The organism is Erwinia sp. AC075, assembly GCF_979253995.1.
Genome location: NZ_CEEDEU010000001.1, coordinates 3,735,221 through 3,749,415 on the forward strand (window position 1 = coordinate 3,735,221; position 14,195 = coordinate 3,749,415).

A 14,195-nucleotide genomic window follows, 5' to 3' on the forward strand; every position below is an offset into this window, starting at 1 on the left:
AAATTCCTGTAGGGGAGAGTTATTTACTGCTTTTGTTATCTACCAGCACCGCCAGCAGTATCACCACAGCTTTGACGATCATTTGGTAGTAAGAAGAAACACCGAGCAGGTTGAGGCCGTTATTCAGGAAGCCGAGGATCAGCGCACCGATCAAGGTTCCCATAATGCGTCCTTTACCGCCTGCCAGGCTGGTACCGCCGAGCACCACGGCCGCGATAGCATCCAGCTCATAGCCGGTTCCCGCCGTTGGCTGAGCCGAAGAGAGACGCGCCACTTCAATCGTGCCTGCCAGCGCGGCCAGCATGCCGCACAGGGCATAAACGATGATTTTAACGCGGCTGACGCTGATGCCGGATAAACGGGTCGCCGCTTCGTTGCCGCCCAACGCATAGATATAACGGCCCAGACGCGTGTGATGCAGCATGTACCAGGCCGCGAAGAAGACGATGGCCATAATCCACACCGGCGTTGGGATGCCCAGCGGGCGGCCGATGCCGAACCAGCCAAACAGATCGGCATTGTCATTAAAGCCGGTGTTCACCGGGCTGCCGTTGGTATAAACCATGGTCACGCCGCGCAACAGCAACATCATCACCAGCGTGGCGATAAAGGCCTGAACCTTGCCCTTGGCGACAATCGTGCCGGTCAGCGCGCCAATCGCCGCGCCCAATGCCAGCGATCCCGCCACGGCGACCAGTGCATTCACTTCCAGGCCCACCAGCGAAGCGCCCACCGCGCCGGTCAATGCCAGCAATGAACCCACGGAAAGATCGATGCCCGAGGTCAGGATCACCAGCGTCATGCCCACCGCCATAATGGCGTTGACCGACGTCTGCTGCAGGATGTTGAACAGGTTATTGACGGTGAAGAAGTTCGGGCTGAGGCTCGACACAATGGCAATCAGCACGATCAGGGCGATCAGCGATTTTTGCTCCAGCAGCCAGCTTTTGCTGAAGATGCGGTTGGCACGAAGGGTTTGGGTACTCATAGTTTTGCTAGCTCCACGCTATGTTGCTTGCCTACCGCCGCCGCCATTAAGACTTCCTGCGTGGCTTGTTCAATGGGGAAGTCACCGCTCAGGCGGCCTTCGTGCATCACCAGCACGCGATCGCTCATACCCAGCACTTCAGGCATCTCAGAGGAGACGAGGATGATGCTCAGCCCTTCTTCTTTGAACTGATTGATTAACTGATAAATTTCTTTCTTCGCCCCGACATCGACGCCGCGCGTCGGCTCATCGAGGATCAACACTTTTGGGCGGGTCATCAGACCGCGAGCGATGGCGACTTTCTGTTGATTACCGCCAGACAGCAGCCCAATTGGCTGGTCCATTGACGGGGTTTTCACATTGAAAAGCTGAATAAAATCGCCAACGGCCATCTGCTCTTCAGCGTGCTTCAGGCGTCCGCCTTTGTGGCTGAAGTAATCCAGCGCGGTCAAAGACATGTTCTCTTTCACCGACATGCCCAGCACCAGTCCATCGCATTTACGGTCTTCAGAGATATAGACGATGCCGTTTTTCAGCCCTTCTTCAGGCGAACGCGTGGTGACGTTTTTGCCGTCGAGCTGCACGCTGCCACTGCTGCGCGGCATCGCGCCGTATAACACCTTCATTAATTCGGTACGGCCCGCGCCCATCAGCCCGGCAACACCCAGAATTTCACCTTTGCGCAGGGTGAAGCTGATATCGTCAACGCCCGGCCCGGTAAGATGTTCCACCTTGAGGCGAACCTCACCAGGCGCTTTATCCAGCCGCGGGTATTGCTCTTCCAGCTTGCGGCCAACCATCATTTCAATCAGCGAATCTTCTTCCAGGCTTTCCACGGCCCGCTCGGCAATAAACTGTCCGTCGCGGAAAATGGTCACGTCATCGCAGATTTCGAAGATTTCCTTCATGCGGTGCGAGATATAGACAATGCCGCATCCCTGCGCCTTCAGCTCGCGGATCACGCGGAACAGCGACGCGGTTTCGGTATCGGTCAGTGCATCGGTGGGTTCGTCCATCACGATCACTTTCGACTCATAACTCAGCACTTTAGCAATCTCGACCATCTGCTGGTCGCCGATCGACAGATCGCCCACCAGCCTGTGGCTGCTAAAACGCAGATTGAGTTTTTTCAGCAGCACGTCGGCTTCGGCGTGCATTTTCTTCCACTGGATGCGGCCAAACGCATTAACAAACTCACGGCCGAGGAAGATGTTTTCCGCAATGCTCAGCTGTGGGATCAGGTTCAGCTCCTGATGAATGATGCCAATGCCGGCTTCCTGCGACGCTTTTGGCCCGTTGAAGGAGACGTCATTGCCCAGCCAGGTGATGCGACCCGCATCACGCGGATAGATCCCGGTCATCACCTTCATCATGGTGGATTTACCGGCACCATTTTCGCCGACCAGCGCCATCACTCTGCCCGGATAGACCGAGAGTGCCGCGCCGGAAAGCGCCTTCACGCCGGGAAAGGATTTATCAATACCTTGCAGTTGCAGTAAAGGTTGCATCATGCCCTCAGAAGGTCACGCCAGCGGTCAGGATGATATTCGCGTAGGGGGAACATTCCCCACTGCGGATCACGGCCTGACTACGCTGGGTTTGCTGTTTTAACTGGTGATGAGTGACGTACTGGATCGAGATGGTGTTTCCCTGATGTTGTTGCAGCAAGTCGAGCAGGGCTAACAGGTCGCTGTGAAGCTTGGGATTATGAGATTTGATCTCTTCCGCGATGATGGCACTTTCTACCTGCATCTCTTCGGTCACGGTGTGAACCACCTGCAGAAAGCTGGGAATACCGTGGGTCAGCGCCAGATCGATACGCTGAGGACCGGCCGGAATTGGCAAGCCCGCATCGCCGATGGTCAGGCTGTCGGTATGCCCGAGGCGGGAAACCACGGACGAAATATCAGAATTCAGTAAGGTGCCTTTTTTCATCTTTCACTCCAGAGCGAAACGTTTCGCTGATCCGGAGTTTAAGAGAGGCAGGGGCGAAAACAACCGCCAAATCGCGAAATTGTGATCGCCATCGAAACGTTTCGCTGTTGCCTGCCTCGGGTTTGGCTTAAGGCTGGGATCGTGGCTGGAGGTTAGAGGATCTGGCTTAAATGGAGCTGGCCCATCAGCAAATGATTGTCGGCATAATCGACCGGCACCGCGACCACTGCAGGTCCCTGCACATCCATGGCTTTACGCAGCGTTGGCTCTAACGCTTCTGCGCTGTCTACCGCAAATCCGGCAGCGCCGAAGGCTTCGGCATAGGCTTTGAAATCGACCGGGCCGAATTTAACCCCCGACACCCGCTGATATTTCTTCTGTTCCTGCATCGCCACCATGTTGTATTCCTCATCCACCCAGATGATGTGCAGAATATTGGCTTTGAGCCTGACGGCAGTTTCCAGCTCCATACTGGACTGCAGGAATCCGCCATCGCCGGAGACCGACACCACTTTACGACTCGGGTCGACCAGCCAGGCGCCAATGGCCCACGGCAGCGCCACGCCCATCGTCTGTTGCCCGTTGGAGATCATAATCTGACGCGCCCGGAAGCTGTAAAGGTAGCGGGCAATCCAGATATGGAAGCTTCCCATATCCACCGTCAGGGTGACGTCACTGTTAATGATGTCCTGCATCGCCCGCACGATGCGCAGCGGATGCAAGGCAAACTGATTCAGATTCTGGCCCTGCAATGTCAACAGCTCCCGCTGTTGCTGGCGATCGTGCAGAATCGATGCGGCCTGTGAGCTGAGCTGCAAAGGCGAGGCAATGCGCGCGGCGAGTTTGTCGAGCGTTGCGGCGATATCGCCCACCAGCTCAGCATCCGGCAAATAGCAGTTATCCGCTTCCGCAGGCAACACATCGATATGCACCAGCGTGGCCGTCCCGCTGTTCCACATGGCCGGCTCATATTCCACCGGGCTGTAGCCGATGGTGATAATCAGGTCAGCCTGACGTAACAGACGATCGCCCGCCTGATTGTTAAACAAGCCTACCCGGCCAGCAAAGCGTGAAAAGTGTCCCTGACGGACGGCCCCAGCCGCCTGATAGGTGCTGGTGACGGGAATATGGCTGCGCTCCAGCAGGCGGTGTAGCGCATCGCTGTTTTCCGGCTGGCTGGCCATCAGTCCCAGCAGCAGAACCGGGTTTTTGGCCTGCGCAATCTGTGCGGCAACCGCCTCAATCGCCACATCCGGCGCGGCGCCCAGCAACACCTGACCTTTGCTGCTCAGCAGATTGCCCCGGGCCGGTTGATCGACAATATCCTGCGGCAGGCTGACAAAGGCGCCGCCGCCTCTGCCGTGTTCAGCCTGGCGGAAGGCGTTGGAGATCACTTCAGACAGGGCATTGGCATCGGTGACTTCAACGGCATATTTGGTGACCGGACGAAACATGGCAACGGTGTCCATGCTCTGATGCACCTGTTTTGCACTGTCCGCGCGCTTCACCGCGCCGCCCAGCGCCACCACCGGATCGCCTTCACTGGTGGCGGTGGCCATACCGGTGATCAGGTTCGAGCAACCGGGGCCGGAGGTGACCAGCGCCACGCCCGCGTTGCCGGTCAGCCGCCCGACTGCCGCCGCCATAAAGGCAGCATTGGCTTCATGGCGCACCGGGATGGTCTGGATAGTGGAGTCCACCAGCGAATCAAAGACCTTATCGATTTTGGCGCCCGGAATACCAAAGACCTGCTTCACGCCCTGAGCTTCCAGCTGCGCCACGACCAGATCGGCGCCATGCTGCCATAGCTGAGTATCGGTTGGGTTTTTCATCATGACTCCTTAGGGGAATTAGCTCTCAACGGAACGAATGGCCGAATCCAGATCGTCGGGATTCAGGTTGGCTTGCAGAAAGTCGTTATCTTTTGGCAGGTCGATCACCAGTTTGCTGATCGCACCGAAGGTCAGCACCCCTTCCTCCAGCCGGTAATCCAGCAGATGGCCGCCACCCTGACGGTCATCGGTAATAAAGTGCTCGTGGTAACCCGCCACGTTGATGCCCTGCATATATTGCGGCGTGCGGAAACCAATCAGCACGCCGTTGCGCTCGCTAAAGTGAAAGGTGGGTTGCTGGCCGAGCACTTCGGGCATGCTGCGATAAGGACGATGCTGGCACGGCACGGTGCGGGTCTGCGCCTCCGAGAAACGGCCGTCGATGCGCAGTGCGCAGAACTGGTTATCGGAGGTGACCTGACTGTCGATATAGTCGTGAATCTGCTGACGACCCACCGGCCGATCGAAATGATGGCGATGCTGCGGACGGAAGAAGGTCATCACCGCAAAGGGGGTTTTCTGCTGAGGAGAGGCTTCGCGCGCGCTGCCGTCAGCGCGTAACTGATAGACCTCGCGATCGAAGGCAATCAGTTCGCCGTCCAGCTGGTTGAAAGTGCCGAGGCCGAAGTCCCCTTTTTTCAGCAGGTCGGCGACGGTGATGTTGCCCTCGTAAACCCCACTCAGCAACGCGCTCATCAGAGAGGTCTGATAGATTACGCTTTCTGGCTTATGCTGCTGCAATGCGCTGACGGTAGAGGCCAACTCTTGTTCGCATAAACAGTCAGTTGCAGAATTTTTCATGGCATCCTCTTGGCTAAAAGGTTAAGAATCATTAACAGGATGTTGACTCGATTCAGTGCCGGATACCAATATAGGGAAGCCTTCACTTTGAGACGTTTTTGATATGGAACTCCGTCACCTGCGCTATTTTGTGGCCGTTGCCCAGACCCACAACTTCACCCGCGCGGCCGAACTGCTTGGGATTTCCCAACCGCCTCTGAGCCAGCAAATCCTTCGCCTTGAGCGCGAAATTGGCCTGCCGTTGTTGAAACGACTGACCCGCAGCGTTGAGCTGACCGAAGCCGGAGAGGCCTTTTATCAGGATGCCTGCCAGATCCTCGAACTCAGTGGTCATGCGCTGGAGAAAGCCAAAGGCATTGCGCGCGGCACCCGGGGACGACTTTCCCTCGGTTTCGCCAGCTCGGTGGCGTTTCATGGTTCGGTATTCAGCCTGCTCAGGGAGTTTCAGCATCGCTACCCGGATATGGAGATGATCACCGGCGAGCAGAATATGGCGACGCTGCTGCATAACCTGCAGGAAGGATTGCTGGATGCGGCCTTTGTGCGCCTGCCGTGTGAAAGCAGCAAAGCCTTTAATTTGAAGGTCATCGCCAGTGAAAAAATGCTGGCGGTGTTGCCGCCGGGCCATGCGCTGGCGGGCAAGGCATCCCTGTCGCTGCAGCAGCTGGCGGAGGATCCGCTGATCCTCTTTCCGCAGGAAGTGGCGCCCAGCCTGTATGAGATGATCATCAGCGCCTGTCTGCGGGCCGGATTTCAGCCGCGCACCGGCCAACAGGCACCGCAAATCGCCTCCGCCATCGGGCTGGTGGCCAGTGGGTTTGGCTATACCCTCGTGCCGGAATCGCTGGGCTGCATTCGCCATCCGGACGTCACCCTGCATGCCATTGATGATGCGGTGCTCAACAGCGATATCGCCCTGGCCTGGCGACGGCTGGATCGATCGCCGGCGGTGCTGCATCTGGTGGCCACCCTCAATGAAATTCAGCCGGGCACGCGCTGAGAATGTGCCATTTTGGTGCGTATTTGCCGGGTTGGATCGCACCATTTAGGTTCACGTAACAACATCGTGAAACTTTCGGATCATCTTATTCAATAAAAAAAAGGTTATCTATCAGACAATAAAAAACCACCGCATCATTTACTGCACTCTGGCGTGTTTCATGCATGAGACAAAGTCTGCCGATCCATGGAGTGTAGTTATGTCTGCTAATGAACCTTCTGATTTGATTTATGGCCTTGAGGAGAAACCCACTCCGACGGTCGCGCTGTTTACCGCGTTACAGCATGTGCTGGCGAGTCTGGTGGGCGTGATTACACCACCGTTGATTATCGGTACGGTGTTGGGCCTCAATGCCTGGCTGCCTTATCTGATCAGCATGTCGCTGTTTGTCTCCGGCCTTGGCACCTTTATTCAGGCTCGCCGGATAAGGCATATCGGTGCCGGGATGATTTGCCTGCAGGGCACCAGCTTTGCCTTTCTGGCGGTGATTCTGGCGGCCGGATTCAGCGTGAAAAATCGCGGCGGCAGCCCGGAAGATGTGATGGCGATGATTTTCGGCCTGACCACGGTTGCCGCCTTTATTCCGATGATCGTCAGCCGTTTTCTGGGCCAGATCCGCCGCCTGATCACCCCGTTAATCAGTGGCACCGTGGTGTGCCTGATTGGTATCAGCCTGATTAAGGTCAGCATCACCGACTGGGGCGGCGGTCATAACGCGGAAAACTTCGGTTCGGTGCCCAACCTGTTGCTGGGTTTGCTGACGCTGGCCACCATCGTGCTGTTCAGCCACGCGCGCAACCGCTGGCTGCGTCTCTCTGCGGTGATCCTCGGTATGGCCGTTGGCTGCGTGGCCGCTGCGCTGAGCGGCAATCTGACCCTGCATCCGTTCACCGAATCCTGGATTGCCGTGCCGCAGCCCTATCGCTTCGGCTTCCAGTTTGATTTCTCGCTGTTTCTGCCGATCGCGCTGATTTCGTTGATCAGTATTCTTGAAGCGGTCGGTGATCTGACGGCGAACTGCCTGCTGTCACGCCAGCCCGTTGAAGGGGAAAGCTACGTCAGACGTTTAAAGGGCGGCATTCTGGCGGATGGCGTCAGCTGCATGCTGGCAGCCATCTTCTCGGCGCTGCCCAGCACCACCTTTGCGCAGAATAATGGCGTGATCCAGATGACCGGCGTCGCCAGCCGCTATGTCGGCATGTGGATTGGCTGCCTGCTGGCGTTACTGGGCTTGTTCCCGGCGTTTGGCGCGGTGATCCAGCAAATCCCGGCACCGGTTTTAGGCGGCGCGACGCTGGTGATGTTTGGTAGCGTACTGGCCGCTGGCATCCGCATCATGACCCAATCGCCGTTGACCCGCCGCGACATGATGATCATTGCCGTCTCGTTTGGTATTGGCCTCGGCATCGAAGCGCAACCTGAATTCCTCAGCCATTTACCGAAGGTTTTTGCTAACCTGTTTGGCTCAGCGATTAGCGCGGGTGGCATTGTTGCCATCGTGCTGAACCTGGTGTTGCCGTCCGACACCGCGGTACGTCAGACCCGCGAAAGCAAACTGGCAACGGAAAAATAGTCTTGTAACGCGTACGCGCTCCCTGGATCAGCAGACAGGGTATAACTGAGCTGGCTTATCTTATTCTTTATAAAGGAGAAGCTGGCTATGCCCGCACACCGTATTTGGGTGAAAAACCCGCTCGCTATTTTTACCCCTGAAGACACCGATGGACGAGGTGGACTGGTCATTGAAGATCGGGTGATCACTGAAATCCTGGCTTCAGGCCAACACCCTTCCCAGCCCTGCGATGAGATCAAAGACGCCAGCCAGCACGTGGTGCTGCCGGGTTTGATCAACACGCATCATCATTTTTACCAAACCCTGACCCGAGCCTGGGCACCCGTCGTCAATCAGCCGCTGTTTCCCTGGCTGAAAACGCTCTATCCGGTGTGGGCAAAACTGAAGCCCGATGCGCTGGCGCTGGCCAGCAAAGTGGCAATGGCGGAACTGTTGCTGTCTGGCTGCACCACCGCCAGCGATCATCACTATCTTTTTCCCGACGGACTGGAAGAGGCGATTGATGTGCAGGTTGAGGTGGTGAAAGAGCTGGGCATGCGGGCGCTGTTAACCCGTGGCTCAATGAGTCTCGGCGAAGACCAGGGCGGCCTGCCGCCTCAGCACACGGTGCAGACGGGTGAAGCTATTCTCGAAGACAGCGTGCGGCTGATTAAGCGCTACCACCAGCGCGGCGCCGGCGCACAAATTCAGATTGCCCTGGCACCCTGCTCTCCGTTCTCGGTTACCGAAGAGATCATGGTTGAAAGCGCAAAGCTGGCCGGGCAGTGGGATGTCCGTCTGCACACCCATCTGGCCGAAACGCTGGATGAAGAGCAATTCTGTCTGGATCGTTTTGGCCTGCGCACCGTGGATTATCTGGAGAAGGTGGGCTGGCTGGGGCCACGCACCTGGCTGGCGCACGGAATTCATTTCAATCCTGATGAAATAACCCGCCTCGGCGCGGCCGGAACCGGCATCTGCCACTGTCCGGTGTCCAATATGCGGCTTGCTTCGGGTATCTGCCCGACGCTGGATTTGGAACAGGCTGGCGCAACCATAGGGTTAGGCGTGGACGGTTCCGCCTCTAACGATGCCTCCAACCTGATGTATGAAACCCGCCAGGCGCTTTATTTGCAGCGGCTGCGCTACGGCGCTGAACGTATCACGCCGCAAAAAGTGCTCGGCTGGGCGACACGCGGATCGGCGCGTTTATTAGGGCGTGAGGATATTGGTGAGATACGGGTCGGCATGCAGGCCGATCTGGCGCTGTTTAAAATGGATGAATTACGGTTCAGCGGCAGCCACGATCCGATTGCCGCCTTAATACTGTGTGGCGCGGAGCGAGCTGATTACGTTATGGTGGGCGGTCAGTGGCGGGTGATAGATGGCGTTATTCCGGGTCTGGATATTGCCTCGTTGATTGCTCAACATCGCACGGCTGCCAGTGCGTTGGTCAGCTAAATAACGCGCGGCGGGGTTCGTTGTCCCCGCCGCGACGTATTATCACTGAACTTTGCGGATCTGTTTTACGTCCAGTTCAACCGAGTTGAAGTCTTTATCAATCTTGCCCTGAAGCTCGACGTTATCTTTCGGCGAAATGGTCTGGCCTTCCCAGCGCTTATGATCAATCTCAACCTTCATCGTGCCGGTGGCATCGCGGAACTGATAATCCTCATCACCAATACGCTTTTCAATATTGCCGCGCATGGTTACCCAGGCATCATCCTTCATATCCTGCGCCTGTTTAACGGTGGCTACCGTGCCGTTTGGTCCGGAAAAGCCGCCTTTCTGCACCTGGGCAGTGGGGGCATTTGGGTCAACAAACCCACCGGTCTGAGCAGCAAGAACAGGCATTGAAACCAGCGCGGTAATGGCTAATAAAGCAGCGGTCTTTTTCATATTGTCACCTTTATTCCTTGGAGGTTCGGCAGTAATAAATAGTGCCTCGTTTGTCTCTTCGGGAGCTATTAAAGCAAAGGGTTCTTAACAGGTTCTTAAGAACCTCGCGGCCCGCTTAATATTTATCAAAATTGGCGAAAAAACGCGAATTCCGGCGATCTGCGCTGTACAACCGGTCTGCCTGTTACGTATAAAGCGGGTAATCACAGAGGAATTTATCATGCGCATCTTAGTCATTGAGGACGATCGGTTAATTGGCGACGGGATTAAAGCCGGGCTGATAAAAATGGGATTCAGCGTCGACTGGTTCACCGAAGGTAAAGAGGGACTGGCGGCACTCAGCGCGGCGCCTTATGACGCGGTGGTGCTGGATTTAAGCCTGCCGGGCATGGACGGGCTGGATATTTTGCGCCAGTGGCGTCAGCAGGGACAGGATGAACCGGTGCTGATCCTCACCGCGCGGGATGCGCTGGAACAGCGGGTAACCGGCCTACAGCAAGGGGCCGATGACTATCTCTGCAAACCTTTCGCCCTGAGCGAAGTCGCAGCCCGGCTGCAGGCGTTGATTCGCCGCCGCCATGGCCAGCTTCACCCGCTGCTCAGCCATGGTGCCGTGGTGATGGAGAGCGGCTCGCACCGCGTGACGCTGAACGGCGAACCGCTGGAGCTAAAATCCCGCGAGCTGGCGCTGCTCGAACTGTTTCTGATGAATACCGGCAGAGTGCTGACCCGAGCGCAGTTAGAAGAAAAGCTCTACAGCTGGGATGAAGACGTCTCCAGCAACGCCGTTGAAGTGCATATCCACCATCTGCGAAAAAAACTGGGCAGCCAGTTTATCCGCACCATTCACGGCGTCGGTTATACGCTGGGAGAACCGGTGTGAATCGCCTGAGCCTGCGCCTGCGTCTGATGCTGGGCTTTCTGCTCCTGACGCTGATTTGCTGGGGAACGGCCAGCCTCGGCTCATGGTGGCAGACGCGGCATAAAATCAACGAGCTGTTTGATACCCAGCAGATGCTGTTTGCCAAAAGGCTGGCAACGATGAACCCGGAACAGCTCAGCCACGAACCGCTGACGCTGCCTAAAACCAAAAAGCTGCTCAAGCATCATCGCGGCGATCAGGAAGACGATGCGCTGGCCTTTGCGGTGTTCACCCGCGACGGAAAAATGGTGATGAACGACGGTGAAAACGGCAAAGACTTCCGCTTTCACTACCCGCGCAACGGCTTCACCGACGGCAAGCTGAAAGGTGACGATGATTTGTGGCGCATGGTCTGGCTGAGCACACCGGATCAGCAGTATGTGGTGGTGGTCGGTCAGGAATGGGAATATCGCGATGATATGACCCGCGATATCGTGCAGACCAACCTCTGGCCGTGGCTGTTTGCGTTGCCGGTGATGTTGATCCTGCTGCTATGGCTGATCACCCACGAGCTGGCACCGCTGAAACGTATCGCCAGCCAGCTGCGGCATCGCTCTGCGGACGATCAGACGCCGTTAAGGGAAGATCGGGTTCCACAAGAAGTCCGGCCGCTGGTGGACGAGCTGAATTCGCTGTTTGCCCGTATCGCGCAGATGCTGACCCGCGAGCGACGCTTTACCTCAGATGCCGCGCATGAGCTGCGCACGCCGCTGGCGGCGCTGAAGGTGCAAACCGAAGTGGCGCAGCTGGCCCATGACGATGAAGCGATGCGTCACCATGCACTGGCCAATCTGGATGCGGGGATCGACAGAGCCACACGGATGGTCGATCAGTTGCTGACGCTCTCCCGACTGGACAGCGAGAAGGATCTGGAGACGCAGCCGGTCAATCTGCAACAGCTGCTGCAACAGGCCGTTGTCGATCATTATGGTAGCGCGCAGGCCGCCGGTATCGAGCTTAGCCTTGAGGCGCCCGGGGTTCCGGTCATCAAAAATGGACAGCCGCTGCTGCTGGCGCTGATGGTGCGTAATCTGCTGGATAACGCCATTCGTTACAGCCCGTCTGGCGGAAGCGTGCAGCTGATCCTGTCGCCACGCCGTATTGAGGTTCTGGATAACGGACCCGGTGTTACGGGAGAGGCTGTGACGCGGGTTGGCGAGCGGTTTTACCGGCCTCCGGGACAGGAAAAGTCCGGCAGCGGGCTGGGACTGTCCATCGTCAGCAATATTGCCCAACTGCATGGGATGCGGGCCAGCTTTGCTAACCGTGATGCGGGCGGTTTTGCGGCGTCCGTCAGCTGGTAGCCCGCGTCAGCGAGCACAAAAAAAGGGGCCCAAAGGCCCCTTTTCTCTGCCGGTCGGGATTAAATCTCGACCTGTGTCCCTAACTCAATCACCCGGTTAGGCGGGATCTCGAACTGGTCTGGCGCACGCAGGGCGTTCTTCTGCAGCATCAGGAACAGCTTGCCGCGCAGGCGCAGATACCACGGTCGTTTACCGATAATCAGCGACTCATGCGACATAAAGAACGAGGTCTCCATCATCCGGCAGCTAAGCCCTTCCAGCCCACAGCGGTGGAAAATCTCTTCGACGTTCGGCGTTTCACGCCAGCCGTAACTGGCCACCACGCGCCAGAAGGTTGGCGAAAGCTGTTCGATGGTCACGCGCCGGACGTTATGCACATAAGGCGCATCTTCCGTTCGCAGCGTCAGCAGCACCACGCGCTCATGTAAGACCTTGTTATGCTTTAGGTTATGCAGCATAGCGAACGGGATCACGTTCAACGCACGGGACATATACACCGCGGTGCCCGGCACGCGCACCGGCGGCGATTTCTCCAGCGAGGCAATCATCGCTTCCAGTGAGTTGCCGTGTTCATGCATACGACGCAGCAGGCGGAAACGCTCGCTTTTCCAGGTGGTCATGATGATAAACATCACCAGCGCCAGGCACAGCGGCAACCAGCCACCGGAGAACACTTTCACCAGGTTGGCAGAGAACAACGACACATCAATGCACAGCATGCCGACCAGCACCGTCAGCACCAGATAACGGTTCCAGTGCCAGTTTTTAATCGCCACCGTGGTACAGAGGATCGCGGTCAACACCATGGTGCCGGTGACGGCAATACCGTAGGCCGCCGCCAGGTTACTGGAATGCTGGAAGCCAACAATCACAATCACCACGGCGAAATAGAGCAGCCAGTTGATGACCGGGATATAAATCTGACCGGACTCCTCTTCCGAAGTGTGTACAATGCGCATCGGCGGCAGATAGCCCAGACGAACGGCCTGGCGGGTCAGCGAGAAGACGCCGGAAATCACCGCCTGCGAGGCAATAACCGTGGCCAGCGTCGCCAGGATCAGCATCGGGATCAGCGCCCAGTCAGGCGCCAGCAGGAAGAAGGGGTTTTTTATCGCTTCAGGATTCTTCAGCAGCAGCGCGCCCTGGCCGAAATAGTTCAGCACCAGCGATGGCAGTACCACAATGAACCACGCCAGACGGATAGGGAATTTACCGAAGTGGCCCATATCGGCATACAACGCTTCCACCCCGGTGATCGCCAGTACCACCGCGCCCAGCGCAAAGAACGACACCTCTTTATATTCCATAAAGAAATGCATCGCCCAGTAAGGGTTCATCGCATGCAGCACGTCCGGATTCGCAGCGATACTCATGCCGCCCAGCACCGCCAGCACAATGAACCACAGCAGCATCACCGGGGCAAACAGTTTGCCGACAATGCCGGTACCGTGCTTCTGGATAGCAAACAGCAGCGTCAGCACGGCAATCGCCATCGGCACAATATAGCGGTCGAGGTTCGGCGCGATGATCTCCAGACCTTCAATCGCCGAAAGCACTGAAACGGCCGGCGTGATCACCACTTCACCATAGAAGAAGCTGCCGCCAATCAGTCCCATGATCACCAGTACCGCCGTGGCTCTGGCCCCGGTATTGCGGCCGGCCAGCGACATCAGGGTCAGTATTCCCCCTTCTCCGGCGTTATCTGCGCGCATCACGTAGCTGATGTACTTGAGCGACACCACCAGCACTAACAGCCAGAAAATCAGGGAAAGAAAACCAAATACCGCGTCACGTTCCACGCCAAAGCCAAACTGGCCGGAAAGGCATTCACGGAGGGTATATAAAGGGCTGGTACCGATATCACCATAGACAACGCCAATGGCGGCTAAGGTCACTGCGCCAAGGGACTGCTTTTTTTCAGAACTCATAAACTAGTCTTTTGTTGGAGCCGAGTGACGCGGG

General features: G+C 57.1%; 12 protein-coding genes. 5 read left to right on the forward strand and 7 right to left on the reverse strand.

What is annotated here, in order from left to right; all coding sequences use genetic code 11:
- Positions 1 to 19 precede the first annotated feature (19 nt).
- The 5 genes from rbsC to budA form a co-directional block, all read right to left on the reverse strand.
- The gene (gene rbsC, locus AC0IXH_RS17565) at positions 20 to 988 is read right to left on the reverse strand and encodes a ribose ABC transporter permease (protein ID WP_013200057.1); all 969 of its coding nucleotides are present in this window, start codon (positions 986 to 988) and stop codon (positions 20 to 22) included.
- Complete coding sequence (gene rbsA / locus AC0IXH_RS17570) at positions 985 to 2,496, reverse strand: ribose ABC transporter ATP-binding protein RbsA (protein ID WP_471721158.1); 1,512 nt, start codon at positions 2,494 to 2,496, stop codon at positions 985 to 987. The genes rbsC and rbsA overlap by 4 nt, the downstream gene beginning before the upstream one ends.
- A 7-nt stretch (positions 2,497 to 2,503) precedes the next feature.
- Positions 2,504 to 2,923 (reverse strand): D-ribose pyranase, encoded by a 420-nt coding sequence (gene rbsD / locus AC0IXH_RS17575; protein WP_013200055.1) that lies wholly within the window; start codon positions 2,921 to 2,923, stop codon positions 2,504 to 2,506.
- 152 nt (positions 2,924 to 3,075) lie between these two features.
- Positions 3,076 to 4,755: an acetolactate synthase AlsS gene (gene alsS, locus AC0IXH_RS17580; protein WP_134823128.1), complete on the reverse strand. Its 1,680-nt coding sequence runs from the start codon at positions 4,753 to 4,755 to the stop codon at positions 3,076 to 3,078.
- 18 nt (positions 4,756 to 4,773) lie between these two features.
- Positions 4,774 to 5,556 (reverse strand): acetolactate decarboxylase, encoded by a 783-nt coding sequence (budA, locus tag AC0IXH_RS17585; protein WP_013200053.1) that lies wholly within the window; start codon positions 5,554 to 5,556, stop codon positions 4,774 to 4,776.
- Between the two features lie 103 nt (positions 5,557 to 5,659).
- Here budA and AC0IXH_RS17590 point away from each other — a divergent pair, with 103 nt between their 5' ends.
- The 3 genes from AC0IXH_RS17590 to AC0IXH_RS17600 all read left to right on the forward strand — a co-directional run bounded on the left by AC0IXH_RS17590 (position 5,660) and on the right by AC0IXH_RS17600 (position 9,569).
- Positions 5,660 to 6,556 (forward strand): LysR family transcriptional regulator, encoded by an 897-nt coding sequence (locus AC0IXH_RS17590; RefSeq protein ID WP_134823127.1) that lies wholly within the window; start codon positions 5,660 to 5,662, stop codon positions 6,554 to 6,556.
- Positions 6,557 to 6,755: 199 nt separating this feature from the next.
- A complete protein-coding gene (locus AC0IXH_RS17595) occupies positions 6,756 to 8,129 on the forward strand; it encodes a nucleobase:cation symporter-2 family protein (RefSeq protein ID WP_471720768.1) in 1,374 nt (457 codons plus the stop codon).
- An 87-nt stretch (positions 8,130 to 8,216) separates the two neighbouring features.
- Entirely contained in the window at positions 8,217 to 9,569 is a 1,353-nt protein-coding gene (locus AC0IXH_RS17600; protein WP_013200050.1) for an 8-oxoguanine deaminase, read from the forward strand.
- 42 nt (positions 9,570 to 9,611) lie between these two features.
- On the opposite strand, the gene AC0IXH_RS17605 is transcribed toward AC0IXH_RS17600, so the two are convergent.
- A complete protein-coding gene (locus tag AC0IXH_RS17605; RefSeq protein ID WP_346568258.1) occupies positions 9,612 to 10,007 on the reverse strand; it encodes a YgiW/YdeI family stress tolerance OB fold protein in 396 nt (131 codons plus the stop codon).
- 220 nt (positions 10,008 to 10,227) lie between these two features.
- On the opposite strand from AC0IXH_RS17605, the gene qseB reads away from it, so the two are divergent.
- Together qseB and qseC are read left to right on the forward strand one after the other, a co-directional pair.
- The gene (gene qseB / locus AC0IXH_RS17610) at positions 10,228 to 10,890 is read left to right on the forward strand and encodes a quorum sensing response regulator transcription factor QseB (protein ID WP_013200048.1); all 663 of its coding nucleotides are present in this window, start codon (positions 10,228 to 10,230) and stop codon (positions 10,888 to 10,890) included.
- Entirely contained in the window at positions 10,887 to 12,233 is a 1,347-nt protein-coding gene (qseC, locus tag AC0IXH_RS17615; protein WP_134823124.1) for a quorum sensing histidine kinase QseC, read from the forward strand. Before qseB ends, qseC begins: the two co-directional genes overlap by 4 nt.
- 59 nt (positions 12,234 to 12,292) lie before the next feature.
- Here qseC and kup read toward each other — a convergent pair whose 3' ends face one another.
- Positions 12,293 to 14,161, reverse strand: coding sequence for a low affinity potassium transporter Kup (gene kup / locus AC0IXH_RS17620; RefSeq protein ID WP_013200046.1), 1,869 nt, complete (start codon positions 14,159 to 14,161; stop codon positions 12,293 to 12,295).
- Positions 14,162 to 14,195: the final 34 nt, after the last annotated feature.